The sequence below is a fragment of the Xanthomarina arctica genome (assembly GCF_014638915.1).
Lineage (GTDB): Bacteria > Bacteroidota > Bacteroidia > Flavobacteriales > Flavobacteriaceae > Xanthomarina > Xanthomarina arctica.
Genome location: NZ_BMFQ01000001.1, coordinates 147,586 through 173,569, shown reverse-complemented (window position 1 = coordinate 173,569; position 25,984 = coordinate 147,586). Strand labels below are relative to the sequence as shown.

24 protein-coding genes are annotated in these 25,984 nt (G+C 31.7%); 11 read left to right on the top strand and 13 right to left on the bottom strand.

The window, feature by feature from the left end:
* The 6 genes from IEV77_RS00750 to IEV77_RS00725 all read right to left on the bottom strand — a co-directional run bounded on the left by IEV77_RS00750 (position 1) and on the right by IEV77_RS00725 (position 4,389).
* On the bottom strand, positions 1–891 hold the full coding sequence (locus tag IEV77_RS00750) for a DnaJ C-terminal domain-containing protein (protein WP_188460891.1): 891 nt from the start codon (positions 889–891) through the stop codon (positions 1–3).
* 11 nt (positions 892–902) lie between these two features.
* Positions 903–1,268, bottom strand: a complete 366-nt coding sequence (locus IEV77_RS00745) for an arsenate reductase family protein (RefSeq protein WP_188460888.1) — start codon at positions 1,266–1,268, stop codon at positions 903–905.
* Between the two features lie 17 nt (positions 1,269–1,285).
* Positions 1,286–1,741, bottom strand: a complete 456-nt coding sequence (locus IEV77_RS00740; RefSeq protein WP_188460887.1) for a pyridoxamine 5'-phosphate oxidase family protein — start codon at positions 1,739–1,741, stop codon at positions 1,286–1,288.
* A gap of 96 nt (positions 1,742–1,837) precedes the next feature.
* Positions 1,838–3,055, bottom strand: coding sequence for a metallophosphoesterase (locus IEV77_RS00735; protein WP_188460885.1), 1,218 nt, complete (start codon positions 3,053–3,055; stop codon positions 1,838–1,840).
* Positions 3,056–3,073: 18 nt separating this feature from the next.
* A complete protein-coding gene (locus IEV77_RS00730; RefSeq protein WP_188460883.1) occupies positions 3,074–3,973 on the bottom strand; it encodes a mechanosensitive ion channel family protein in 900 nt (299 codons plus the stop codon).
* 5 nt (positions 3,974–3,978) lie between these two features.
* Complete coding sequence (locus IEV77_RS00725) at positions 3,979–4,389, bottom strand: hypothetical protein (protein ID WP_188460881.1); 411 nt, start codon at positions 4,387–4,389, stop codon at positions 3,979–3,981.
* A gap of 173 nt (positions 4,390–4,562) precedes the next feature.
* Between IEV77_RS00725 and IEV77_RS00720 the strand changes: the two genes are divergently transcribed.
* The 8 genes from IEV77_RS00720 (at position 4,563) to IEV77_RS00685 (ending at position 13,958) form a co-directional block, all read left to right on the top strand.
* Positions 4,563–6,998 (top strand): PAS domain S-box protein, encoded by a 2,436-nt coding sequence (locus IEV77_RS00720; protein ID WP_188460879.1) that lies wholly within the window; start codon positions 4,563–4,565, stop codon positions 6,996–6,998.
* A gap of 47 nt (positions 6,999–7,045) precedes the next feature.
* The gene (locus IEV77_RS00715) at positions 7,046–8,095 is read left to right on the top strand and encodes a response regulator (RefSeq protein ID WP_188460877.1); all 1,050 of its coding nucleotides are present in this window, start codon (positions 7,046–7,048) and stop codon (positions 8,093–8,095) included.
* An 83-nt stretch (positions 8,096–8,178) separates the two neighbouring features.
* On the top strand, positions 8,179–9,021 hold the full coding sequence (locus IEV77_RS00710) for a universal stress protein (protein WP_188460875.1): 843 nt from the start codon (positions 8,179–8,181) through the stop codon (positions 9,019–9,021).
* Positions 9,022–9,033: 12 nt separating this feature from the next.
* On the top strand, positions 9,034–9,420 hold the full coding sequence (locus tag IEV77_RS00705; protein ID WP_188460873.1) for a hypothetical protein: 387 nt from the start codon (positions 9,034–9,036) through the stop codon (positions 9,418–9,420).
* Between the two features lie 567 nt (positions 9,421–9,987).
* Positions 9,988–10,836, top strand: a complete 849-nt coding sequence (locus IEV77_RS00700) for a universal stress protein (RefSeq protein WP_188460871.1) — start codon at positions 9,988–9,990, stop codon at positions 10,834–10,836.
* Positions 10,837–10,850: 14 nt separating this feature from the next.
* Positions 10,851–11,717: a universal stress protein gene (locus tag IEV77_RS00695; protein WP_188460869.1), complete on the top strand. Its 867-nt coding sequence runs from the start codon at positions 10,851–10,853 to the stop codon at positions 11,715–11,717.
* Between the two features lie 27 nt (positions 11,718–11,744).
* On the top strand, positions 11,745–12,581 hold the full coding sequence (locus IEV77_RS00690) for an ATP cone domain-containing protein (protein ID WP_188460867.1): 837 nt from the start codon (positions 11,745–11,747) through the stop codon (positions 12,579–12,581).
* A 3-nt stretch (positions 12,582–12,584) separates the two neighbouring features.
* Positions 12,585–13,958, top strand: a complete 1,374-nt coding sequence (locus IEV77_RS00685; RefSeq protein WP_188460865.1) for an MBL fold metallo-hydrolase RNA specificity domain-containing protein — start codon at positions 12,585–12,587, stop codon at positions 13,956–13,958.
* 37 nt (positions 13,959–13,995) lie between these two features.
* On the opposite strand, the gene IEV77_RS00680 is transcribed toward IEV77_RS00685, so the two are convergent.
* From IEV77_RS00680 to IEV77_RS00670, 3 genes are all read right to left on the bottom strand, one after another.
* On the bottom strand, positions 13,996–14,835 hold the full coding sequence (locus IEV77_RS00680; protein ID WP_188460862.1) for a universal stress protein: 840 nt from the start codon (positions 14,833–14,835) through the stop codon (positions 13,996–13,998).
* Between the two features lie 129 nt (positions 14,836–14,964).
* Complete coding sequence (locus IEV77_RS00675) at positions 14,965–15,294, bottom strand: hypothetical protein (protein WP_188460860.1); 330 nt, start codon at positions 15,292–15,294, stop codon at positions 14,965–14,967.
* A 108-nt stretch (positions 15,295–15,402) separates the two neighbouring features.
* Entirely contained in the window at positions 15,403–16,602 is a 1,200-nt protein-coding gene (locus IEV77_RS00670; RefSeq protein ID WP_229736551.1) for a 3-deoxy-D-manno-octulosonic acid transferase, read from the bottom strand.
* Positions 16,603–16,729: 127 nt separating this feature from the next.
* Here IEV77_RS00670 and IEV77_RS00665 point away from each other — a divergent pair, with 127 nt between their 5' ends.
* The 3 genes from IEV77_RS00665 (at position 16,730) to IEV77_RS17420 (ending at position 19,239) form a co-directional block, all read left to right on the top strand.
* Positions 16,730–17,863 (top strand): DegT/DnrJ/EryC1/StrS family aminotransferase, encoded by a 1,134-nt coding sequence (locus tag IEV77_RS00665; protein ID WP_188460856.1) that lies wholly within the window; start codon positions 16,730–16,732, stop codon positions 17,861–17,863.
* Positions 17,856–18,878, top strand: a complete 1,023-nt coding sequence (gene galE / locus IEV77_RS00660; protein WP_188460854.1) for a UDP-glucose 4-epimerase GalE — start codon at positions 17,856–17,858, stop codon at positions 18,876–18,878. Before IEV77_RS00665 ends, galE begins: the two co-directional genes overlap by 8 nt.
* A 169-nt stretch (positions 18,879–19,047) precedes the next feature.
* Entirely contained in the window at positions 19,048–19,239 is a 192-nt protein-coding gene (locus tag IEV77_RS17420) for a hypothetical protein (protein WP_229736550.1), read from the top strand.
* A gap of 33 nt (positions 19,240–19,272) precedes the next feature.
* Here the strand turns inward: IEV77_RS17420 and lspA are convergent, their stop codons facing one another.
* The 4 genes from lspA to IEV77_RS00635 form a co-directional block, all read right to left on the bottom strand.
* Positions 19,273–19,770 (bottom strand): signal peptidase II, encoded by a 498-nt coding sequence (gene lspA / locus IEV77_RS00650; RefSeq protein WP_188460850.1) that lies wholly within the window; start codon positions 19,768–19,770, stop codon positions 19,273–19,275.
* Positions 19,770–20,663 (bottom strand): ACP S-malonyltransferase, encoded by an 894-nt coding sequence (gene fabD, locus IEV77_RS00645; RefSeq protein WP_188460848.1) that lies wholly within the window; start codon positions 20,661–20,663, stop codon positions 19,770–19,772. Before fabD ends, lspA begins: the two co-directional genes overlap by 1 nt.
* 86 nt (positions 20,664–20,749) lie before the next feature.
* A complete protein-coding gene (locus IEV77_RS00640; RefSeq protein WP_188460846.1) occupies positions 20,750–22,300 on the bottom strand; it encodes an NAD(P)/FAD-dependent oxidoreductase in 1,551 nt (516 codons plus the stop codon).
* An 85-nt stretch (positions 22,301–22,385) separates the two neighbouring features.
* Entirely contained in the window at positions 22,386–25,967 is a 3,582-nt protein-coding gene (locus IEV77_RS00635) for a M1 family aminopeptidase (RefSeq protein WP_188460844.1), read from the bottom strand.
* Positions 25,968–25,984: the final 17 nt, after the last annotated feature.

Sequence of the window (25,984 nt, the reverse complement as noted above, 5' to 3'; positions counted from 1 at the left end):
TCATCTTAATTTTGATAATTCGGTGAATAATTCTTTTTCTTTATCAGTTAAATTTGTTGGTGTTTTTATATTGTAAGTAATGTATAAGTCGCCAAATTGACCTTCTTTCTTATAAACTGGAAATCCTTTGCCTTTAAGCTTTACTTTGGTGCCATTTTGGGTTTCTGGTTTTACTTTTAATTTTACTTTTCCGTCAAAAGTATCAACCGTTACATCGCCACCTAAAAGAGAGGTATATAAATCTAAATCTATCGTGGTATAAAGATTCTCTTTATCTCTCTTGAAATTGGTATTGTTTACAATATTAAATTTAATGTATAAATCGCCATTTGGACCTTTGTTGACACCCTTGCCACCATGACCTTTAATTTTAATGGATTGGCCGTTTTCAACTCCAGCAGGAATGGTAATCCTAATGTTTTTATTGTTAACGGTTAGCGTTCGTTTTTCACTTGTGTACACATCCTTAAGATCTAGTTGTAATTCGGCATTAAAATCCTGACCTCGAAACATGGCATTATTACTACTTTGTCTGGATCTTCCGCCTCCACCAAACATGGATTCGAAAAAATCTGAAAAATCACTTTCATTATAATTGCCAGAATGTTGTTGTTGCCTATTGCCCTGATATTGTTGTTGCTGTTTTGCTTTTTCAAATTCTTCAGCATGTTTCCAGTCTTTTCCGTGTTCGTCGTATTTTTTTCTATTCTCTGGATGACTTAAAACTTCATTTGCTTCATTAATTTCTTTGAATTTTTTTTCAGCTTCTTTATCGTTAGGGTTTAAATCTGGATGGTATTTTCTTGCTAATTTTCTGAATGCTTTTTTAATGTCCTTTTCTGTGGCATTTTTTGGAATGCCTAACATTTTATAGTAATCTATATACGACATTTTAAGGTGTTTTAAATTTTAATAATATCAGTTGGCGTCTCGATTAAAATAGACCTGTTGCCTCGCAAAGCAATGGGTTGTTTCATGATTTCAGGATTGTGCTGAATCATAGTTAGCCAATCGTTTTCAGAGAAATCATGAGGTTCAAATTTTTGAGTATATGAAGGATGTTCCTGATTAACCAAATCTTTGATTTCTATGTTAAGTTTGTCTGCCAATTCTGCTATTTGAGTTCCTGTAAGCTTAGTTTTTAAAATATCTACCTCTAAAATTGGCAAACCTTCTGCTTTTGCATAGGCTAAAGTTTGCTTGGCTCTTGTAGAGTTAGAACTGTAGAACAAAGTTATTTGTTTGTCTGATGTGGCTATTTCTCCCATTATAAAGTATAATATTTTTAGTGAATTCTTTTTTTGCCAGTTACTTCTGTTACTTTAATTATAAACACAAATGGCGTTTCGTCTTTATAAATTTTACTTGAAAATTCGCTTATAAAATTAACTGTCTGATGTTCTTTTTCTGTAATAACACTTTTTACACCTAATGAAAATTCATGTAGGTAAGCTCTTGCTTCACTACCAAAATATAGATGAAATGTGCCATGAGCCAAAACAGATTTCCAGTTATTTACAGATTCTATTTCAGAAACCTGAATAGACACCTGGTTATTTTTTCTCATGGCTTGAATTTTATGTCCTTCCCCAGAATAACAAATGATGTGATTTTCTTTTTCATCATAAAAATAGGTTATTGGAACGACATATGGTTTGTTTTGGAAGATGTATCCTAAATGACCAATGTAATTATTACTTAGTATATACTGACATTCCTTAGTTTCTAAAGTAGTTATCATCTTGTCTGTTTTAAAGCGTTATTTCAATCGAAAAAATATGCATCTAACTTAAGACATTTTGGGGTTTAAGTTTATGACATAAATCAGTTTGAAAATTTATTCTTTTTGAAATTCTATAAGCGTAATCTCAGGGCGCATACCTAACCTACCAGGAAAACCAAGCCAACCTAAACCTCGATTTACATATAGATATTGGTTGTTTTGTTTGTATAATCCTGCCCAGTGCTTGTATTTATATTTTATAGGGCTCCATTCTTTATTTTTAATTTTGAAACCTGCTTGCATGCCATGTGTGTGTCCAGAAAGGGTTAAGGCAATATCGGTTTGCTCTATAACTTCTTCAGGCCAATGTGAAGGATCGTGAGAGAGGAGGATTTTAAACGAAACATCTTTTGAGTCTTTCAATGCTTTTTGTAAATCTCCATATTGTTTAAAGGGTGGATTACCCCAATTTTCTACACCAATAATGGCAATTTTTTCGCCTTTTCTTTCAATGATTTCGGACTCGTTCATCATGAGATTGAAATCGTTTTCTTTATAAAAGGTCCTGATGGCTTCAAAATTTTCTTGCTTTGCTTCTTTAGAATCCCATTTGCTATAATCGCCATAATCATGATTTCCTAAAACGGCATATTTTTTTATGTTGGGTGAAAAATGTCTGAAGGCTTTTCGCCAACCACGTAATTCCCAAGCAAAGTTGTTTACAAGGTCTCCTGTGAAAAACAAGAAATCTGGTTCTAACTGATTGATTTTTTTTATAGCTCGTTCAAGAATTTGAAAATTATGATTGAAACTTCCTAAATGTAAGTCGGAAATCTGCACCACTTTTAAGCCATGGAACGCCTCTGGTAAATGATTGTAAGTTAAGTTTATATGGTGTACTTTGAAGTTGTATCTAGCTTTAAAAATACCATAAGCAATCGCGAAAAATGGTAAAAAGCCAGCAAATAATCCAATAAGTGGAATAACAATATGAGATTCCTTTTCGGAAAATACATAATTGGTAAAAAAGAGGATGGCCATTACAACTACAAAAATAATTTTAGGAATAAAAGACGAAATTGTTAAGCCATATAATGAAGAAATAAGCAACTGCTTTCTTCTAGGTTGTATGTCGTCTAACCTTATTTTTAATACCATAATAGATCCTATTAAACCCAGTGTGAAAAACCAAAATAGAATGTAAATAGTGTACTTTAAAAAGGAAGAAGGAATGAGGTCCGTAATAGATATTAACCAATAAAATGCTAAAAAATCAACTATAAAAATGGCCAAACATAGGAGTGAAATGGTGAAAAATGAATAGCTTTTCATAAATTATAATACTGTTTTTTATGGATTGATATCGACTTTTATTTCAGGAATTTTAACAAGCTCTATGGTTGTTGAAGCTAAAACTACTTTGCCGTTTGTGCCTTCAAAAGCTTTCCTGATGCTGTCGTTTAATTCGTGTTTTGTAACCCTTCGTTTTTTATAATCTACAATATACCTTAAATTAAACTGAACCCAATTATCTGTTAATGTAATGGCTAGGGTTGGTTCTACAATAGCGTCTTCTATATAATATTTGTTCACGACCTCTTTCCATTGTGCTTTGGAATTAGCAGTGAACTCAGAGAGTGTTTTTGATGCAATGTCAATCACTAAAGATTTTGCTAATTCTATGTCTGAACCGTATTTTATGGGTAAATTAAATTCGTCCCAAATAAAAGGAAAGTCCTGAGAGTAGTTGTAAATAGGACCTTTAAAAACAAAAGCATTGCTTAATTTTACAATTCTACCACTGTAATTATCGCTAGAAACCCATTGTCCAATTTCCATCATGGTTGTGTACATGCTATCTACATCAATAACATCTCCTTTTATACCATTAATTTCAATTCTATCTCCAGGTTTATAGACATTAACTACAAAAATATAAATAGATCCTGCAATGCTTAAAATTAACTCTTGAAGTGTAAAAGCAACACCTGCAGAAAACAACCCAATAGCTAAAGTAAAGTCCTTGATGTTTCCTGTAAAATAAGAAAAGGATAAAATAACTAACAGCACATAACCTACAAATTCCACGGTTTTTTGAGATTTATAACGTGCCGTTGTGTTTGAAATGCTTTTTCTTAAAAAGCGTCTTAAAAATTGAATTATAACCAGTACAAATGTGGCAATTAGAACAAATTTTGCAATACTATAAATTGTAGGATTTTCTAGAATCCAGTTTTTAATTTGGTTCATTTAGGTTAATCATTTGTTTTTTTTAATTCCATATCTAATTTAGCAAGCAAAATAAGTTCAGATTTGTTTTTTCTACAAAAGCTATCTGCAATGCCATGTGCCGTTTTTATTATCAATTTCTTAATAGGAGGAGTAAAAAAATGATTATGCTCGTTTTTATATTCTACAAAGTCTTTAAATAATGCCTCACTATTTAAGTTGTTTTGCACATTTAGCCAATTAAAAACAACCTCAATCTGGTAAATAGCATCAGTTTGGAAATTATCTTCTGTTTCATCTAACCATTGGGTTTTTATAATTTCTTTTAGTTTATTAAATTCCACGGGTTTAATTGCACCATCTATGGCTGCAATAGCATAAAAAAGTTTGCCGAGAATTTCATAAAATGGAACGTTTAAATGTTTTTTGTTTTTCATAATACTAAGATTAGAATTATTTAAACAAATTAAAGATAGAAAAAATGATATGAAATGATATTGCTCAGACTCACCTTTTAACTAAAATCTAACATTTGTTTAGGCTTGAAATTTCATCCATTCTATAAAAAAACAACTAACTTTAAAAGTTTAATACCTATTCTAAATAACGTATGTTAAAAAATAACCAAGAGATTTTTCAAATCCTTTCTGAAGCTATTTCAGAAGGGATAGTAATTGTGGATGAAAACCAAGAGATAGTCTCATTAAATTCTGCTACAGAATTAATGTTTGGTTATTTAGAAGGGGAACTTTTAAATAAGTCGCTTGACACTTTAATCCCAAAAAACTTTCATAAAGACCATACAACATATTATAAGAAATTTTTTGAAAATGGAGAAAAACGTGCTATGGGAATGGATAGGGTTCTTTATGGTATAAAAAAGGATGGTAACACATTTCCTCTAGAAGTTGGATTAAATCCGTTTACAATAAAAAACAAAGCTTATGTTATGGCTTTGGTAATAGATATTTCCAAACGTGTAGAAATAGAAAAGAATTTAAATATAAAAAGTAAAGCCTTGCAATATGCGAGTAATGGTATTGTTATAACAGATGCCTTGCAAAAAGATCATCCCATTATTTATGCCAATGAAGCTTTTGAAAAAATTTCCGGCTATTCTCAAGATGAAATTCTTAACAAAAACTGCAGGTTTTTACAAGCAGACGATAAAGACCAAAAAAGTATAGATAAAATTAAAAATGCCTTGAGCAAAGGCAAAAGCTGTCATGCTGTTTTACGTAATTACAAAAAAAATGGTAACATGTTCTGGAATGAACTTCACTTGACTCCCATAAAAAATAATGAAGCCATAATTACCCATTATATCGGGATTCAAAATGATATTACCCAACGTAAATTAGCAGAGGAAAACCAAACACATCTAGCTACCATTTTAGACGAGTCTTTAAACGAGATTTTTGTCTTTGACTCAAGTAGTTTATTGTTTTTAAGTGCTAATTATGGCGCTGTAAAAAACCTAGGTTATTCTATGGACGAGTTAAAACAAATGACTCCTGTCGATATCAAGCCAGATTACAGCGTGGATGGTTTTAAAAAGGAAATAGATATTTTATTAGGAAAACGTGTAGAGAAACTAAATTTCGAAACGATACATCAACGTAAAAATGGTAGTACTTATCCCGTTGAGGTCCATTTGCAATTGTCTAATTTACAGGACAAAGAAGTTTTTGTAGCCATAATTTTGGATATAACGGAAAGAAAGAGACAGGAACTTTTTAAAATTAAACAAAATCAGATACTAGAATTAATGGTATTGGACACGCCTTTAAAAACTATTTTAAGGGATATTGCTTTTTTAATTGAAGACCAATTTGAAGATGTTTTTATGTCTGTTTTATTATTGGATCAAGAGGAGCAAAAACTGAAAAGCTTAGTTGCTCCAAGTTTACCAGAAGCTTATTCGAACAACATAAATAGTGAGCTAATTGGTGAACATTTAGACACTAGTGGCACAAATATGTTTCTGGAAAAAGAGTTGGTTGTTTCAAATATTGAAACCCATGAATATTGGCAGAATTTTAAGCATTTGGTTTTACCACTTGGCTTAAAATCTTGTTGGTCTATTCCAATTCTGTCATCTAAAAATGTCGTTTTAGGAACATTTGCCATTTATAGAAAAGAAGAACGAGAATTCAAAAACCTTAACAAACAAGTAGTTGAGGTTGGTGTCAAACTAGCAGGAATTGCAATTGAAAAACATCTAACAAACAAGTATATAGAGAAAACTCAATTTCAACTAGAAAGTCATGCTAAAGATTTAAAAGAACAAGTTGCGGAGCAAACCAAAGAATTGAAAATAGCGTTAAAAAAAGAAATAGAGCTAAACGAGTTGAAAACAAAGTTTTTATCTTTAGTGTCACATGAGTTTAAAACGCCTTTAAGTGGTATTCTTACCTCGGCCATGCTATTGAAAAAATATCATTTTGAGGAACAGCAAGATAAACGAGATAAGCATATTAATACTATTAGCAATATTGTTAATAATTTAAATAACATTTTAAATGATTTTCTTTCGGTTGAGAAATTGGATGCGGGAAAAGTAACATATCATTTTAAAACCTTTAAACTAAGTTCCGTGCTTAATGAAGTTATATACAACTCGAACATGTTATTAAAGGATGGTCAGAAAATTAAATATCCGGAGAACATAGATGAATTGTCCTTGCATCAAGATGAAAAAATATTAGAGCTCACTTTATCCAATATCATTCATAATGCTATTAAATATTCACCAGAAAATGGGCATATTGAAATTAAGATATCCCAAAAGAAAAACCAAACGGTTTTTAAAATTAAAGATCAGGGTATTGGTATTCCAGAAGCAGATCAAAAAAACATTTTTAATCGTTATTTTAGAGCAGAAAATGTATTGACTATTCAAGGTACAGGAATTGGTTTAAATATTGTTAAAAACCATATTGAGAATTTAGGTGGTACCTTAGTCTTTAGAAGCCAAGAACACATAGGAAGTACCTTTACAATTACTTTACCAAATAAACCCAGTAATGAAACATCCATGTTTTAATTATTAAGAATCTATAGTTTGGAAAAAAAAACACTAAATAACACCAAATGAGAACCATATTATTAATTGAAGACGATATTGTTTTACGAGAAAATACAGCAGAGTTATTAGAGCTTTCAAATTATAAGGTTTTAACAGCTTCGAATGGTAAATTAGGAGTTTTAATGACAAAAAAGCATTTGCCTGACATTATTATTTGTGATATTATGATGCCAGAATTGGATGGATATGGCGTGTTAGATGAGCTTTCAAAAAATCCAGAAACAAATCAGATTCCCTTTATTTATTTATCGGCAAAAACCGAACAACAAGATGTTAGAAAAGGCATGAATTTGGGCGCCGACGATTATTTATCAAAACCTTATAATGAAATCGATTTAATAAGCGCAATAGAAAGTAGGATAGCAAAAGCTTCAATCTTAAAAGAGGCGAAAAATAGCAGTAAGCTGGCCAACGATAATGAATCTGAATTAAAAACCTTAAATGATTTAAAAAACTTTTTGGACGATAATGGAGATATCATTCATTTTTCCGAAGGAGATGTTATCTATAGACAAGGCGAACATTCCAATGCTATTTTTTTAATAAACCAAGGCATTGTAAAATGTCATAATCTAGACGAAAAAGGCAAAGAGCTTATTACATCACTTTATAAAGAAGATGATTTATTTGGTTATACCTCATTCATCCAAAATATCCCTTATCAAGAATCTGCCACAGCAGTTAAGGAAACCACTTTGGTGAGTGTTTCTAAAAACATTTTAAAAGAAGTTTTAGAAAATAATCATCATGTTGCCCTAGAATTAATTCAATTACTAACAGACAATCTGTTTAACGTGAAAGAGCAGTTATTGCAAATGGCTTATGGATCTGTAAATCAAAAAACAGCTCAAACAATAATAAAATTTTCAGAAAAATTAAATAGAAAACCGGACGAACCTATTAGAATTTCAAGAAACGATTTAGCAAGTGTCGCTGGAATTGCTACCGAAACCTTAATTAGAACCATGACCCATTTTAAAAAGCAAGGTCTTATTGAAATTGAAGGAAGAAATATTAGAATTCTAGATTTGGAGCGACTTAAAGATATTTATTAAGCAATTAGATTCATGGCAATATGATTTATATCATTTTATAAGGTGCTTTCTCGACTTACTTTTGAGTTTTAAGTTATTAAAAAATGAAAAATGTTTTATTGCCAACAGATTTTTCAGAAAACTCATGGAATGCCATAAAGTTTGCTTTGGATTTTCACGAGAATATCGCTTGTAATTTTTTTTTACTACATGTCAATAGATTAGGCAATGTTGTTTTAAGTGATTCACCTTATTTGCCTACTGAAGATATTATAGAATCCATTTATACAAAACCTGCTAAAGCACAATTAAATGCGTTGTTAAATCGAATAGCAACCTGCAAGATTCAAAATAAAAAACATACGTTTTATACCATTTCCGATTATAATTTTTTTGTAGAATCTATTAGAGAACATGTTGAAGAGAAAAACATCGATCTTATTGTTATGGGTACCAAAGGTGCTTCGGGGTTACGAAAAACAATTATTGGTAGTAACACAGGGGACATTATTACCAAGGTACCATGTGCAACTTTAATGGTACCAGAATTGGCTACTTATTCTAAAATTAAAGAAATAGCTTTTCCAACAGATTTCTCGATGCAATATAGCATCAATACTTTAGAACCTATTTTAAAAATTATTCAGGATAACGAGGCATCCTTGAGAGTTGTTCATATTAGTAAAAAAACAGCTAATTTAAATAGGGATCAAATAAAAAATAAAGAGTTGCTTGAAGATTATTTTCATGCAAATAGTCATAGCTTTCATTTCTTAACCAATAAAAACATTGAAGTTGCAGTCCAGGAATTTGCGGAAAGCAGAGACATAGACTTGATGATAATGGTAGCCAAAAACTTGAATTATTTTCAGCAAATTTTATTCCATTCAAAGGTGGAGGAAATAAGCTACCATATAAACATTCCGTTTTTGGTGCTTCACAATTAAAAATAAATAATTATGGATATTTCTATTCTATTAGCTAAATTTTGGGGTTGGTATTTACTAGTTTTTTTTATAATATTAAGCTTTAATCCAAGAAGAATCAAACAGATTTTTAACGATTTAAAAGATGAAAAATTCTTGATTATCGTTTCATTTATTGCCATTATTGTTGGTTTAATAAATATTTTATTACACAATGTTTGGGAAGCAAACTGGAAACTTATTATTACCTTAATTGGCTGGATGGCTCTCTTAGAAGGTTTAGCCTTGTTTAGTTTTCCAAAACAAACTGTTAAAAGGCTTAATGTAATAAATGTAAAATTTGTTCAACTAATTTATATGTTACTTTTTATTATAGGTGTTTTTCTTTTAAATATAGCCTACAATATTGTGCCTTACTAGATTTTTGCTGTGAAAAACACTAAACCTGATAGTTATCATTTTAAGTATTTTAATTTCGTTATATCTTAGTAATGTAAATAAAACGATAGTTCTTTTACAAGAAGTATTTATCTTTTGAAACTATCTACTTAAGATAGAATTGAAAATAAATCTAACAATGATTGAGGAACCATTTTTAGATTTAAGCTATTAATCGAGTAAAGCCAGGAATTATATTTCTGGCTTTTCTTCTTTTAGGTCTAAAGCTGATAAATATCATTTTTCACCCCTTAAATATGGTTTACTTTTACCTTATAAATATAGTGTTTATATGGTTAAAGGTTATTGTGTTAAAGTACATAATCAAAATTGAATTCCTTAGTTGTTGTTTAACTTTATTTAAGAAGTCTTTATTGATTTAAAGGTGGTTCAAATTTAAAAAGAGTTATTTAATACTGTCGAATTCTTAAAAAAGCGAGAAAGTTAAACTTTCTCGCTTTTGTTTTATAAAGTAGCTTCTTCTGATAATTATCATAGTTTTTCCTTTAACTAAACATTAGTTTTAGTCCTAATACTAAAAGAATTGTCATGAGAAAAATATTGATTCCTACAGATTTTTCAGATAACGCCATGAATGCTGTAAAATATGCCTTAGAGCTTTTTAAGTACGATATCAGTAAATTTTATATCATGCATGCATATCAAGATGAGATTTATAACGATGAATCTTTATTACATAGGGAAAAGCTGGATTCTGTAACTAAAACTGTTCATAATAATTCAGTTGAAAAATTAGAAAACATTTTAAAACAGGTTAAGAAAATTTCGCCTAATCCGAGACACGAATATCATATTATTTCATCTAACAGTATTCTTGTGGATGAAACAGATAGAATCGTGGATAAAGAAAATATAGATATTATTGTTATGGGAACCAAAGGTGAGACAAACGACAGGCATGTAAGCTTTGGATCTCATACATTACAAGTTTTAAAATATGTGCAATGCCCTGTTTTGGCCATTCCGGAAAATTATAAATATGTACAACCTCAAAACATATTGTTTCCAACAAATTATATAATTCCTAATAAAAGAAGGGAGTTAAAATTGATTTGTGAAATGGCCTATTCTTTTAAAGCCATGATTGATATGGTTTATATTTCGACTTCTAATAAACTATCTATGCGTCAAGAAGATAACAAGATGTTTATTAAAAATGAGCTGTGTAAAAATCAAATTAATTTTACATTTATTAAACAAAAAGATGTCAAAAACACTATTTTAAATTATTTAAAAAGTAAAAAGGTAGACATGCTAGTTATGGTAAATACCAGACAATCGTTTTTAGAGGATATTTTGTTTGAATCTACTGTTTCTAAAATTAGTTTGCATATAGAAATTCCTTTTCTAGTCTTACAGAATATTAAACGTATTTAATTAAAAATATAATTATGAAAAAAATACTATTACCAACAGATTTTTCGGAAAACTCATGGAATGCTATTTCCTATGCATTGCAACTATTTAAAGACGATATATGCATATTTTATTTGGTACACACTTACACACCTATTGTATATGATGCAGGATATGTTGCGTTAAGTCCTTCACAATTGGATTTGGCAAATATAGTTCGGGACCAAGCTGTAGAAAGTTTAAAGCTTATTGAAAAGAAAATTCAAGAAACCTTCAATAATCCTAAACATGCTTTTGATTCAAATGCAGTTTTCAATACACTTAATTTAGAAGTTGAAGAATTGGTAAAAGAAAAACAAATAGATTACGTTGTTATGGGTACCAAGGGAGCAACTGGTGCAAAAGAAGTTTTGTTTGGCTCTAATACGGTTCATGTATTTAAACACGTGAAATGTCCTGTTTTGGCCATTCCTGATAATTTTAAATTTGAAACTACTCTAAATATTTTATTTCCTACAGATTATGAAATAGAATACACAAACAAACAAGTAAAGCCTCTTATTGAGTTGTCTAAAAACCAGAATTCTAAAGTACATGTTTTGAATGTGTCTTATGGTAAAGATTTAACCAAAGAGCAAGAGAGTAATAGAACGAAGTTAGGAACACTATTGAAAGATTGCACAACAAATTTTCATAGTGTTAAAAGTCAGGAAGTAACCAAAGCTATTTCAGATTTTCAGTCAAAAACACAAATAGATTTATTGGTTATGATTAACAACAAACACTCATTTTTCGAAAACTTATTTTTTAAATCTACCATTAGCCAAATAGGTTTTCATTTAAGCGTTCCGTTTTTAGTTATTCCAGCCAAATCAAAAAAGAAACGTGTAATTGCTATGTAAAATTCTTGAAAACTTTAAATAAAACCTATGGATCCAAATATAGAAATCATAAAAACGTCTGGTGAAAAAGTGAAGTTCTCAATAGAAAAATTACGGACTTCGTTAAGCCATTCTGGAGCAGACAACGAACTTGTAAACCAAATAATCAATAAGGTTCGGGACGAATTATATCAAGGTATTTCAACCAAAGAAATATATAACAGAGCATTTGCCTTGTTAAAAAAGAAGAAAACTTATTTTGCTTCTAAATACAAATTAAAAAAAGCCATTTATGAATTAGGCCCCACAGGATTTCCTTTTGAGAAATTTGTTGCCACTATTTTTACATATTCTGGTTACCGTGCTGAGGTTGGAAAAATTTTACAGGGACATTGTGTCACACATGAAATTGATGTAGTTGCCTATAAAAATGAAGAAACAACTATTGTGGAATGTAAATTTCATAACGAAGAAGGCAGAAATTGTAATGTGAAAATACCACTTTATATCGCATCCAGGTTTAAGGATGTTAAACAGTATTGGGATTCTAAACCTCATAAAAGTAACTTAAATGAAGGTTGGGTTGTAACTAATACTCGTTTTACTGAAGATGCGATTCAGTATGGAAAATGTATAGGTTTAAAGTTGTTAAGTTGGGATTACCCCAAAGAGGATGGTTTAAAAAATAAAATAGATAGACTCGGCTTGTATCCAATAACAGTTTCGACATTGCTTACCAATAGAGAAAAACAATTCCTGTTAAGTCGCGATGTCGTTTTGTGCAGAGATTTAATTGGAGATGCTTTTTATCTGGATCATTTAGGGATTTCAGAAGTAAGAAAAGAAAAGATTCTAAACGAAATTAAACCACTTTGTGATAGTTAAAATATGAAAAATATAGTTAAAATTCATTTTTTGGGAGCTTCAGGCGTCGTAACAGGTTCCAAGTTTTTAATAGAAACATCAGAAAAAAATATCTTGATTGATTGTGGCATGTTTCAAGGCCTTAAAGAACTGCGGGAATTAAATTGGAGCAATCTCTCCGTAGATGTAGAAGAAATAGATGTGGTTTTATTAACCCATGGACATCTAGACCATGTAGGTTATTTACCAAGACTAGTAAAACAAGGGTTTCATGGTAATATAATAGGTACTGCTCCAACTTTGGCCATTGCAAAAATTATTCTTGAGGATAGCGCAAAAATCCACGAAGAAGAAGCGGAAAAAGCTAACAAAGAAAATTATACAAAACATCATCCAGCCTTACCATTTTATAATGCCCGTGAGGCAGAGAAAACCATAAGAATGTTTCAGCCAGAGGTAGCCGATAAATGGATAAAACTAACAGAAAACATCTCGTATAGATTTCAATATAACGGACATATTATTGGAGCGACTTTTATTGAATTGGATATTTTAGGGAAGCGTTTTGTGTTTTCTGGAGATATAGGGCGAGTAAACGATTACTTGTTAGATAAACCCAAAAAACCAGAATTGGCAGATTTTTTATTTATTGAAAGTACCTATGGAAATAAATTGCACCCAGAAGAAGATCTCGACACCATACTTTCTGAAATTATTAAGGAAACCATTCATAAAAAAGGAAACTTAATTATTCCAAGTTTTGCTGTAGAGAGGCTTCAAACCTTAATGTATATCCTTTGGAAATTATATAAGAAAAATAAAATCCCTAACATTCCCATTTTTATAGATAGTCCTATGGGAAATAACGTTTTGGATGTTTTTAATCAATTTCCAAAATGGCATAAACTTTCAGACGAAGAATATCACGCCATGTGCAACCACGTCAATATCATTCAATCTTACAAGGAAACCTGGGAAACCATAGACGATAAACGTTCAAAAATAATTATTGCTGGAAGCGGTATGGTAACAGGAGGAAGGGTTTTAACCTATTTACAACAACTTATAGATGAAACTGCAACAACGGTTTTATTGGTTGGTTTTCAAGCTGAAGGTACACGAGGTAGACAATTATTGGAAGGAGCTCACGAAATTAAATTCTTTGGAAAATATTATCCTGTAAAAGCAAGTGTAAAACACATCGAGAGTTTATCTGCTCATGCAGATCAAAAAGATTTATTGGACTGGACTAGCGAGATAAAAAACATTCCGGAAAAAGTCTTTTTAATTCATGGCGAACCTAATTCTTTAGATGCTTTTCGAGTTAAATTAAAGGACACTTATAACTGGAATGCAATAATCCCGAAATTATGGGATGTTGAAGAAATTATACTATAAAAGAAGTTAAACTAAATCGAATATTTAATTGATAAAATTACTGGCTATGCAATATAAGCAAAGGGACTTTTAAATTTTGACTTATTTTTTTAGTGTCTGAACCAGTTAAGAAACGTTCGAAAGCAGATTCTTTCTGAACAAGTAGCGTCAACATGTCCATTTTTTCATGGGTTTCTAAATATTGGTTAATAGCCTGATCTAATCTTATGTTTTTTACTAAAAGATAGGCGTGAGTTATGTCGTTAAGATGTGTATTTATGTGTTCTCGATCTGTTTTTTCGGTTTCAGAAACCACACTATTTTCTATAATACGCATAATGTTAAAGGATGCATTGAACTTTTTAGCGAATCTCTTTAATTTTAAAAAGGATTCGCTATTTAATGAGTCATATACGTCTAATGGAAGAAATAGTTCTTTAGGGGTTTTATACTTAAAACCTTTAGGTATAACTAGAGTTGTACATGCTACTTTTCTTATAACATTTATAGTGTTACTTCCAAAAACAACTTCTTTTGCTCCAGTTACGCCATTTGTTCCCATGACAATTAAATCAATTTTTTTAGACTTTATTATTTGGTTCACAGAATCTGTAAGCATATCATAATCTACAATCGCTTCAAAAGTAGCATGTTTATTATTTGAAGTGGCTTCAAGAGTTTTTACAAATTTATCTAATTTTTTTTCAGCTTTTTTAACTAAAGAATCGTAAATGCTGTTATTTCCAATAGTCATTAAATCGCTAGTAGAATAAATAGATTTCGTAGGAATGTGTAAGATTAAAAAGTGACATGCTTGCTTTTCAAATAGCTGTAAAGCATAAGTAATAGCATTTTTAGAGTTTGCAGAAAAGTCTGTTAATAATAGAATCTGTTTCATTGCGTAAAGTTTATGAAACATAAATTTATTAAAAAAAAGAACTAGAAGCTATGATATATGTCAACTCTATGCAAAAAAAAAGACCCTCAAGTTATTGAGAGTCTTATACTATTTTAAAGTAGTATTGTATTAGTTACCTTTAACTGCATTAGCAGCATCAGTTGCAGCTTTTTCAGTTGCATGAGCAGCGTCTTTTACAGCTTCACCAGTTGCATCAGCAGCATTTTCAATAGCTTCTCCAGTTGCATCAGCAGCATCTTGTGCAGCATCCATAGCATTGTCAGCAGCTTCTTCAGTTGCATCAGCAGCGTCTTCCATAGCATCAGCAGCATCTTCCATTGCGTTAGCCGCATCTTCAGTAGCTTCTTCAGTTACATCTTCAGCTTTTGTGTCTCTACAAGAAGTGAAAGTTAAACTTAAACATAATAATAGTACAGTACTAAATAATAATTTTTTCATTAGGTAAGGTTTTAGTGTTAAAAATCAATGCGGCGAATTTAATAACTAATTGTTAAACTTTTACAAATGTGTTAACATTTTTTAACATAATTTATTTCAACCCGGAGATTAATCTTCATATGTACGAATGAAAGATAGGATTTGGATTACGGCACCTCGATTATTTTTAATATAATTTAAATTGGCCTCGCCTGCAGTTTTTATAGATTTTGGGCTATTACGCAGATTGTCAATAGTCTGTGTTAATTCTTTTGTGTTTTTAATTGTAAACATTCCTTGGTTTTTTATCATAAATTTTGCTTCAGGAAACTTGTTATAATTTTCGCCAATAATTATTGGGATTCCAAAAACGGCAGGTTCCAAGGTGTTATGAAGTCCTGTTTTACCTACTGCTCCACCCACATATGCTAAATTTGCATAGCTGTAAACCTTAGTAAGTAGTCCAATGGTGTCTAAAATGAGCACTTGATGCGAAGAAATAGTGCTTAAATCCTTTTCAGTAAAGAGTACTGTTTTTTTATTTATGGATTGTTTTAGTTTTTTTATTTGAGTTGCTTTTATATTGTGTGGTGCTATTATAAACTTTATAGTATTTGTTTCTAATGAATTGATGTATTCCACTAAAAACGCTTCGTCTTCAGGCCAAGTACTTCCTGCTACAAAGCAAAGCTTATCTCCTTTAAACTGTTCAATAAAACCTAAATGATTATTTTGTTCTAACTGACTAAAAACACGGTCAAACCTAGTGTCTCCAGAAACTGTAACATGGTTATAATCTATCGTTTTTAATAAGTCTTTAGAGCTTTCATCCTGAGTAAATATATGTTGAAATGCAAACAAGGCTTTTTTCATAAAGCCACCATAAAACTTAAAATAAATCTGATTCTCCCTGAATAAGGCTGAAATTAATATAGCTTTTAGATGTCTCTTTTTTAATTCGATTAAAATATTAGGCCAGATATCATATTTCACAAAAATGGTTAATTCAGGATGAACTAAATCTAAAAAGCGTTTCGCATTGGCTTTGGTATCTAATGGTAAATAGACTACCACATCTGCAATATCTGTGTTTTTACGAATTTCATAACCGGAAGGGGAGAAAAACGTTAAAACTATTTTATGTGAAGGATGTGTTTTTCGTAACTCCTTAAAAACAGGAAGACCTTGTTCGTATTCACCTAAAGAAGCACAATGAAACCAAAATGTTTTGTCTGTTTGTGAAATATGGGTTTCCAGGATCTTAAAAGCATCCTTTCTTCCCAGAACTCCAAGTTTGAGTTTCTGGTTAAAGAATGAAATAAATTTCAATACCAACTGAGTTAAGTAAATACTTATATTATAAATTACCTGCAATTTTAAATCTTTGTTGCTAAAATACACTTCTTTGACAAAATTTCATTGGTTAGCGTTTACTAATTTTGTAATTTCGTAGTGTATGAAAAAAATTCAAATGGTTGACCTTAAAGGTCAGTATAAAGGTATCAAAGATGCTGTGAATCCTGCCATTCAGGAAATTATTGAAAACACATCTTTCATAAATGGGCCTAAGGTTCATGAGTTTCAAAAAAATCTTGAAAATTATCTTGGTGTCAAGCATGTTATTCCATGTGCTAATGGAACAGACGCTTTGCAAATAGCCATGATGGGTCTGGGTTTAAAGCCCGGAGATGAGGTTATAACAGCCGATTTTACTTTTGCAGCCACAGTTGAGGTTATTGCATTGTTGCAACTTACACCCGTTTTGGTAGATGTCAATCCAGACGATTTCAACATTGATGTAGAGGCTATTAAAAAAGCCATTACGCCAAAAACAAAAGCTATTGTTCCAGTGCATTTATTTGGACAATCGGCTAACATGGAAGCGATCATGGACATTGCTAAAGAACATAATTTATTCGTTATTGAAGATAATGCCCAAGCCATTGGAGCAACATATACTTTTAGTAATGGTCAAAAAGCTAAAGCTGGAACTATTGGTGATGTGGCATCAACATCCTTTTTTCCTTCCAAAAATTTAGGTGGTTATGGAGATGGAGGAGCTATTTTTACGAATAATGATGAACTAGCTCATACCATTCGAGGTATCGTAAATCATGGAATGTACGAACGTTATCATCATGATGTTGTTGGTGTAAATTCTAGATTAGATTCCATTCAAGCGGCTGTCTTAGATATTAAATTGAAACATTTAGATGGTTATAATAAAGCTAGAAGAGAGGCTGCCAACAAATATACTGAAGCATTAAAGGGTCTCGATAAAATAACCACTCCTTTTGAGTATGGTGCACCAGATAACCATGTATACCATCAATATACTTTAAAGCTTAATGGTGTTGATAGAGATGGACTAGTAAAGTTTTTAAATAAAAACGATATTCCTTGTGGTGTTTATTATCCAATCCCACTTCATAAACAAAAAGCTTACGAAGATTCCCGTTATAACGAAGCCGATTTTGTAGTTACAAACCAGTTAATAAAAGACGTTATTTCTTTGCCTATGCACACAGAATTGGATGATGAGCAAATTACATTTATAACATCTAAAATTATTGAATTTATAAATGGGTAAAATTTTAGTTACAGGAGGTCTTGGTTTTATTGGGTCTCACACGGTTGTTGAACTTCAGAACAAAGGATTTGAAGTTGTTATTATTGATAATTTGTCTAATTCTTCATTAAGTGTTTTAGATGGAATTACTGCAATTAGTGGTAAAAAACCTGAGTTTGAAAATTTCGATTTAAAAGACAAAAATTTAGTTCAGAATTTTTTTGGAAAGCATCAAGATATTCAAGGAATTATTCATTTTGCGGCAAGCAAAGCTGTAGGTGAAAGTGTTGAAGAACCTTTATTATACTACGAAAATAACATAAATACATTAATTTATTTGCTTCAAGAGTTCAAGAGCTTTGAAGCCTCTAATTTTATATTTAGTTCTTCTTGTACTGTATACGGAGAGCCAGATCAATTACCTATAAATGAAAATGCGCCAATTAAACCAGCCATTTCACCTTATGGAAATACCAAACAAATAGGAGAGGAGATCATTCGAGATGTTTGCAAGGTATCAGAAAATTTAAATGCCATTTCTTTAAGATATTTTAATCCTATTGGAGCTCATGAAACAGCTCTTATTGGCGAATTGCCTCTTGGTGCACCACAAAACTTAGTGCCATTTATTACTCAAACAGCTATAGGGAAAAGAAATCAATTGTCTGTTTTTGGAGACGATTATCCAACCCCAGATGGCACATGTATTCGTGATTATATTCATGTGGTAGATTTAGCAAAAGCACATGTTATTGCTTTAACTAGATTATTGGAAAAAAACAATAAGTCTAATTTTGAAGTTTTTAATTTAGGAACTGGAATAGGAAGTTCTGTTTTGGATGCCATCAAATCTTTTGAGCGTGCTTCTGGTGAAAAATTAAATTATAAAATTGCTGAAAGAAGAGTAGGAGACGTAGTTTCAGTTTTTGCAGATACTAAAAAAGCAAACCTTGAATTGGGTTGGACTTCTAAACTGACTCTTGATGATGCGATGCGTTCTACTTGGAAATGGGAACAAAAAATCTCAAAATCCTAATATTTAGGAATATTCATTTATAAGCTAAATAAATTATCAATCTGTTAATTATATGTCCTAACCATTGAAGGATTGAAAATAATATATTGATTCACAAGTATTTAGTAATCCTTTCTTGGAATTTAGTTCATTAATCCGTAACTTTGTAGCTTAAATGATAACGGAAAACATGAAATTGATTACAATTAAAAGAGAAACAAAGGAAGAAAAAAGATACACGCTTAAAATGGGAGAATTGCTCACAAAAGTGACGTATGTACAAAAAGCTTTCCTAAGTATTCCTATTAAAACAATTCACAAATATCGTGAAACTTACTATGGTGAAGTTAAAGATTGCGAAGCTTGCAATCTAGCAAAATAAAAAAATCGAAGCCTCTTAATTAAGAGGCTTTTTTTATGCCTTTTTTGTTTCTTTTCCTTTCTTGAAACCTGCAAATAATAAGAGGCCAAGTCCTAGCATGACTGACATGTCTGCAAGATTAAATATACCTGTTCTAAAAACGCCTCCTAAATCTATGTGGAAAAAATCTGTAACAGAACCGTAAACTATTCTATCGTATACATTAGCAATTCCACCACCTACTATACAACAAAATCCTATTAAAGACATTCTGTCTAATTCTTTGTTTGTAATTATATGATAGGTTACATATCCTAAAACCAAAATTGGTAAGATTAGCAGGAAAATAAGCCTTAATGTTGGATTTAAATCGCTTCCCATTCCTAAAAATGCACCCGCATTTTCAACATTATGTAAGGTGAAAAAATCTCCTATTATTGGGGTTTCGCTTCCGGGAACTACATAAAGTCTTGTAAGAACCTTAGTAATTTGGTCTAGAGCAATGTTAATAACTATTAGAAGTACAATTAACGTGTTTCTGGATAATTTCATTAAGATTCTTTGGTATAAGTAGCCGAAGCTGTTTGTGCTTCTCTATTAATTTTCTTGACTAAACCTTGTAGAACATTACCAGGACCAACTTCAGTAAATAAAGTAGCTCCATCTGTTATCATTTGTTGGATGGATTGCGTCCATCTTACAGGGGCAGTTAATTGAGAAATTAAATTAGCTTTTATTTGCACCGCATCTAAAACGGCTGAAGCTGTTACATTTTGATATATAGGACAATTAGGTTTGTTGAAAAATGTATTCTCAATGGCAGCAGCAAGCTCCTCACGAGCAGGTTCCATTAAAGGAGAGTGAAAAGCACCACCAACTGGCAATACCAAAGCACGTCTAGCTCCTGCTTCTTTCAAGCTTTCGCAAGCTCTATTAATAGCATCCACTTCCCCTGAAATAACAAGTTGTCCAGGACAGTTATAGTTGGCAGCTACAACAACACCTTCAGTACTTGCACATATTTGCTCTACAATGTTGTCTTCTAATCCTAAAACTGCAGCCATGGTACTTGGTTGTAGTTCACAAGCTTTTTGCATGGCTAAAGCACGTTTTGAAACTAATCTCAAACCATCTTCAAAGGTTAAAGTGCCATTTGTTACTAATGCCGAAAATTCGCCAAGGGAATGCCCTGCAACCATATCTGGTTTAAAACTATCGCCTAAAATTTTAGCTAAAATTACCGAATGTAAAAAAATAGCAGGTTGAGTAACTTTTGTTTCTTTTAGATCCTCAGCAGAACCTTGAAACATAATATCTGTTATTGAAAAATCTAAAATTTCGTTAGCTTGTTCAAATAATTCTTGTGCTAGAGATGAGTTTTCATAGAGGTCTAAACCCATTCCTGAAAATTGAGCTCCTTGACCAGGAAATATATATGCGTTCATGTGTTTTTAATTTTAATGGTGCAAAAATAGGAATTTATTATTAGTTTCCAGTCGCAGTTTACAGTATTCAGTTGATACTGTAAACTCTATTTACACGCCGCTTCAGCACAACGTTCGCCATCCATAGCTGCAGAAACAATACCACCGGCATAACCACCGCCTTCTCCACAAGGGAATAGGCCTTCAATTTCTGGATGTTCTAATTTTTCGTTTCTAGGAATGCTTACCGGAGAAGAGGTTCTACTTTCTACACCAATGATATTTGCCTCAGAGGTATAATAACCTTTCATTTTATCGCCAAAAGCTTTAAAACCTTGACGTAAATTTCCACCAATAAGTTTTGGTAACAACGAATGTAAAGGAGCCGAGTTTAATCCTGGTTGATAAGACGTGGGATTTAAATCTGCCGATAATTTACCTTCAACAAAGTCCGTTAATCTTTGGGCAGGGGCTGTTTGAGTTCTTCCGCCAGCAGTAAAAGCTAAACGTTCTAAATCTTTTTGATATTCAAGACCTTTTAAAACTCCAAAATGTTCGTATTTATAAAAATCTTTTTCAACATTTAATTCTACCACAATTCCAGAATTTGCAAATAGGTTGTTTCGTCTAGAAGGTGACATGCCATTAACAACTACCTCTCCATTATCTGTAGCGGCCGGAACTATAAATCCTCCAGGACACATACAAAATGAATAAACACCTCTATTATTTACTTGCTGAACCAAGCTGTAAGAAGCTGGAGGAAGCAATTCGTCTCTGTCTCCAGAGCAATGATATTGAATGGAATCGATAATATGTTGTGGATGTTCCACACGAACCCCCATTGCAAAAGACTTAGCTTCTAAAGCTATCTTTTTATTATGTAACAGATAAAAAATATCTCTTGCCGAATGTCCTGTTGCCAGAATCACACGATTGGCAGGAAGTTCTTCCCCATTTAATAAGTTAATGGCCTGTATTTTATTATTCTTAATTTTAAAATCGGTGACACGAGTTTCAAAATGAATTTCGCCACCATATTTTAAGATGGTTTCGCGAATATTCGTCACTACTTTTGGAAGTTTATTGGTTCCAATATGTGGATGTGCATCTACTAAAATTTGGTCTGTAGCACCATGAAATACCAGGTTTTCAAATATTCTACGAACATCTCCACGTTTTAAACTTCTGGTATATAATTTTCCATCGCTATAAGTTCCTGCGCCTCCTTCACCAAAGCAGTAATTGGAATCTTCGTTTACAAAATGATCTTGATTGATGGCTTTTAAATCCCGACGTCTATCTTGCACATTTTTACCTCGTTCTAAAACAATGGGTTTAAAACCTAATTCAATACATCGCAATGCAGCATACATTCCTGCAGGGCCAAAACCAATAATATGAATGGGTTTCCCTTTGGAAACATCTTCATAATCGAACGTGTATTCTGAAGTTTCAGGAACTGGCTCGTTTATGTAAACAGCTACTTTATAATTTAAAATTATTTTAGGTTTTCTAGCATCGATAGATTTACGAAGCACCTTAATTCCAGAAATTTGGTCTTTTGGGAGATCTAAATTCTTTGCAGATTTTATTAAAAGAATATTTGGAATTTCTTCCTCTTTTAAACTAACACGTAGCTGAAGCTCTTTTATCATGAGGCAAAATTAAGGAATATTAAAATAAAAAAACACCCTAAACCAGAATCATGGTTAAGGGTGTTTTGAATTTGTCTAAAAAATGCTATTCTTTTAAACTTAAACTTTTAATATTATCGCTATAAACACGATCTATTAAAATATGTCTTGGGTCAATAGCCGCTTTAACTGGCAGAGAATCTAATTGAACCGTTATGAACGTTTCTTGTTTGTTAAATTTCACACGTTTTTGATGGTATAATTTTTCTTCATCAGTATCCATAAAGAAACCAATATCAATCCAATCGTTAATTGGCGTTATGGTTTCTACACCAAGACTGTCCGATTTAATTTTAGAACTTTCAATTTCTAAGGTTACTTCGTACTTTCCGTTGTCTAGTATTTTATAATTCGCTTCTTTTAAGCGATTGTCATAAAGTGTGATTTCCTTAAACCAATCTGTAACTAAGTATTGTAAAGAATCAGGCACTTGTGGTTCTAAATGTCTAATAAAATCTAGGGATGTTGGGTAAGGTGGTTTTTTATATCGGTATTCTTCCAAGAAGTTTTTCATGGCTAAATTCACGTTTTCTTCACCTATATAATCTTGAAGCGCATACAAAATGACACTTCCTTTTCCGTAATGAATATATCCTTGATTTTCCACTTGGTATAATGGTAATTCTTTTTCGGTTTCTGTACTTCGACCTCTTAAATAGCGATCGTGATTGTACTTAAGAAACTCTCTCATTTTCATTGGGTTCTTAGTAATCCCCTTTAATGTCATTAGAGAAGAGTATTCAGAAAAAGCTTCACTCATCATGGTTCCTCCTTGCATGTTTGCGCCAATAACTTGATGAGCCCACCATTGGTGACCCATTTCGTGAGCTATAACAGCATCTACAACATTATTTTCGGTTTCATCTTCAAGATTAACAACAAAACCAATCGCTTCAGAATACGGCATAGTTCCTGGAAAGGCTTGTGCAAAAGAAGCATAACGTGGAAACTCTATAATACGGCATTGCTTATGAAAATAGGGTCCGAAATTTTCGGTATAATAAGCTAAAGAACGTTCTACAGCATCAAGCATCATATCTACATTTTCGGGATGTTTTTCATCGTAATACACTTCGATGTCAATATCCTTCCATTTTCTCTTTTTAATTTGATAATCTGCAGACATAAAAGAATAGAAATTTAACGAAGGTGTATCTGTTTTATAATGGTAATAATTCCTGCTATTCTCTTCCCACTTTTTAATTAAAGAGCCTGGTGCAATAGCTGTTTGCTCTTTTACTGTAGAAATAAACGTTTCGACATTTATAAAATCGGATTGACCGTTAGTGAGATAATTACGGTTATGAAGATCGCTTAATTCTGCTGTTAATTTTGGTGTGCGTTCCTTAGGTTCTAGGCCATATTTTTTTCTTGTGTTCTTGTCACTAAGCTCATAACTTTCATTATAACCCATGGTTGGTAAAACCTCTCCATTATTAAAGAAGGTTCCATTTTTAACAATCATGGTTTGCCCCATGCCATTTTCAAAGCCTTTAGTGATGTATTTATTGTCAACTTTCATGACGATTGTATCACCTGGTTGTAAAGCTGGACTTAATTTGTAAATAGTATATAGGTAGGTTGTGTCTTTGTAAACGGGTTTTGCATTTGGAATATTTAGTTTCGTATCCCAACCTTCATTATTAAAAAAGTGAAGGGAGTCAATGGCATGATTGGATTCATTAGTTAAAGTTAGATCTGCTTTAACGTAAATATCTCTTTTATTAGGAAAAATATCGATGTAATATTTAGCATCTATTACTTTTGGATGCACCACATTTTTGTATTTGTTGTACTTCTTTTCAAAATCTGCCATCAATTGCTCTGTGGTGTCGCTAGAACGATAGGGATTTAGAATCTGGGTATTATAATACACAAAACTAGCAACGCCTAGCCAGATAATAAAAGTTAGGGCTATAAATCCACGATAACTTTTTGGAACTTCCTTTTTAGCTGTTTGAATACGACTCCATATAGAACTTTTAGAACCTCTATTCCATAGAGCTCCAGCAATTAATAATCCTAAAACAGCAATTAAAATCCAGTATAGATTAAACCATAATTTGCTAGTTAAGCCTGGTCCAAAAGCATTCATATCCGAATACATAATAGAAGCGCCACCAGCTATACTTAACATATTACTACTTACATCTAAAATACTCAGGATAATATCCCAAACTAACAATACTAAAACGGAGATAAAATAGCCAATATATTTGTTGCTAGACAATACCTGAATGGTAATCATGATACCACCATAGACCATGTATAGTGGTAGGTTTTTATATAAGAAATCTAATAAGTAAATATCTAATTCTAGTCGTGTAAATCCGTGAAGTAATTGGTAAATAACACCTATTAATATAAAGAATAAATTTAAAATGGTTGTAATACAAACTAATGATAATGCTTTAGCAGATAACGAGATAAAAGACGTGTGTGCTGTGGCATCTACCACTTCATTAATTTTATAATCTCTATCTCTCCAGATTAATTCACCACTAAAAAAGATAAGAATAATGATGGTGAAAATATTGGTATTATTATTAATGGAATCCATTAATTTGTAGGTAAGTGGGTAGGATTGCAAACCAAAATACTCAAAGCCACCACTTAAATCTGCGACCAAAATGATGATACAAAATAAAAACAATATTTTGAAAGTCACACTTTTTACAATACTCAAAAAGTTGGTGTAGAAAAAACTTTTAAATTGTACCCAGTTTGTTGAAGCGCCATAGGTAGGGTTTAATTTAGGAAGGGTAAAAGTAGTTTCATTAGTAATTTTGCTAGCTTTTTGTTTTTTAACTTTCTTATTCTTTGTTTTAAATGAAAAGCTAAAGTATGATAGCATTAAAATAACTATGCCAACTGCTGTCCAAATTAAACGATTCCAGAATAACACTCCAGAAAATCCTGGACTAATCGTATTCTTTTCAATAGGTGTGAAATACTTAGTTTCTATAGCATAGGTGTTAATTCCGAAAACATCAGAAAGTGCGGCTATGCTTTCGTTATCTACATCAGACATTAGAGATCCTGAAACGATATAAGCTACAATAATTACTAAAGCCCCAACAAATGAAATAACGGTACTTTTCCATTTATTTGCCATGGCAAAAATTACAGTTCCTGCTAAAAACATATTTGGCAAAATGAATAAAAAATAATTATTAATGAACGTTTCGATATAAAAATCTCCAAAACGTTCTGAGTCTATCCATCCGAAAATTGAATTCATATAAGTACCAAAAAGCACACCTATAAAAACACCTAAAAGAGGTAGAGTAGAAACGATTAAAGCACCAAAAAAGCGTCCAAAGAAATATCCTGGCTTGCTTAAAGGAGTTGTAAATAAAATTTCGTTAAATTCATTATTGTGGTCTCGTAAAGCGGCATTATTAAAAAATGCAGCAGCCATTAAAAGACTGAAAATACAAAATATGGTAATGTGAAGTGTAATGGTATATGGCGAATTGCGATAGACATTGCCAATAGCTCCTCCAACTGTAACATTATCGCTTACTGTAGCGAAAAATTCCAATAATGCCAATATGAAGATAAAAATATACACCATTGGCTGTTTAAGCGTATATTTTAATTCTGATAAAAAGAATGTTTTAAACATGATTAAAATGGTTGGTT

What these genes read in the sequence shown, in the direction of transcription:
- IEV77_RS00750 (WP_188460891.1), bottom strand. Translation starts at nt 891, where the DNA reads ATGTCGTATATAGATTACTATAAAATGTTAGGCATTCCAAAAAATGCC.
- IEV77_RS00745 (WP_188460888.1), bottom strand. Translation starts at nt 1,268, where the DNA reads ATGGGAGAAATAGCCACATCAGACAAACAAATAACTTTGTTCTACAGT.
- IEV77_RS00740 (WP_188460887.1), bottom strand. Translation starts at nt 1,741, where the DNA reads ATGATAACTACTTTAGAAACTAAGGAATGTCAGTATATACTAAGTAAT.
- IEV77_RS00735 (WP_188460885.1), bottom strand. Translation starts at nt 3,055, where the DNA reads ATGAAAAGCTATTCATTTTTCACCATTTCACTCCTATGTTTGGCCATT.
- IEV77_RS00730 (WP_188460883.1), bottom strand. Translation starts at nt 3,973, where the DNA reads ATGAACCAAATTAAAAACTGGATTCTAGAAAATCCTACAATTTATAGT.
- IEV77_RS00725 (WP_188460881.1), bottom strand. Translation starts at nt 4,389, where the DNA reads ATGAAAAACAAAAAACATTTAAACGTTCCATTTTATGAAATTCTCGGC.
- IEV77_RS00720 (WP_188460879.1), top strand. Translation starts at nt 4,563, where the DNA reads ATGTTAAAAAATAACCAAGAGATTTTTCAAATCCTTTCTGAAGCTATT.
- IEV77_RS00715 (WP_188460877.1), top strand. Translation starts at nt 7,046, where the DNA reads ATGAGAACCATATTATTAATTGAAGACGATATTGTTTTACGAGAAAAT.
- IEV77_RS00710 (WP_188460875.1), top strand. Translation starts at nt 8,179, where the DNA reads ATGAAAAATGTTTTATTGCCAACAGATTTTTCAGAAAACTCATGGAAT.
- IEV77_RS00705 (WP_188460873.1), top strand. Translation starts at nt 9,034, where the DNA reads ATGGATATTTCTATTCTATTAGCTAAATTTTGGGGTTGGTATTTACTA.
- IEV77_RS00700 (WP_188460871.1), top strand. Translation starts at nt 9,988, where the DNA reads ATGAGAAAAATATTGATTCCTACAGATTTTTCAGATAACGCCATGAAT.
- IEV77_RS00695 (WP_188460869.1), top strand. Translation starts at nt 10,851, where the DNA reads ATGAAAAAAATACTATTACCAACAGATTTTTCGGAAAACTCATGGAAT.
- IEV77_RS00690 (WP_188460867.1), top strand. Translation starts at nt 11,745, where the DNA reads ATGGATCCAAATATAGAAATCATAAAAACGTCTGGTGAAAAAGTGAAG.
- IEV77_RS00685 (WP_188460865.1), top strand. Translation starts at nt 12,585, where the DNA reads ATGAAAAATATAGTTAAAATTCATTTTTTGGGAGCTTCAGGCGTCGTA.
- IEV77_RS00680 (WP_188460862.1), bottom strand. Translation starts at nt 14,835, where the DNA reads ATGAAACAGATTCTATTATTAACAGACTTTTCTGCAAACTCTAAAAAT.
- IEV77_RS00675 (WP_188460860.1), bottom strand. Translation starts at nt 15,294, where the DNA reads ATGAAAAAATTATTATTTAGTACTGTACTATTATTATGTTTAAGTTTA.
- IEV77_RS00665 (WP_188460856.1), top strand. Translation starts at nt 16,730, where the DNA reads ATGAAAAAAATTCAAATGGTTGACCTTAAAGGTCAGTATAAAGGTATC.
- galE (WP_188460854.1), top strand. Translation starts at nt 17,856, where the DNA reads ATGGGTAAAATTTTAGTTACAGGAGGTCTTGGTTTTATTGGGTCTCAC.
- IEV77_RS17420 (WP_229736550.1), top strand. Translation starts at nt 19,048, where the DNA reads ATGAAATTGATTACAATTAAAAGAGAAACAAAGGAAGAAAAAAGATAC.
- lspA (WP_188460850.1), bottom strand. Translation starts at nt 19,770, where the DNA reads ATGAAATTATCCAGAAACACGTTAATTGTACTTCTAATAGTTATTAAC.
- fabD (WP_188460848.1), bottom strand. Translation starts at nt 20,663, where the DNA reads ATGAACGCATATATATTTCCTGGTCAAGGAGCTCAATTTTCAGGAATG.
- IEV77_RS00640 (WP_188460846.1), bottom strand. Translation starts at nt 22,300, where the DNA reads ATGATAAAAGAGCTTCAGCTACGTGTTAGTTTAAAAGAGGAAGAAATT.
- IEV77_RS00635 (WP_188460844.1), bottom strand. Translation starts at nt 25,967, where the DNA reads ATGTTTAAAACATTCTTTTTATCAGAATTAAAATATACGCTTAAACAG.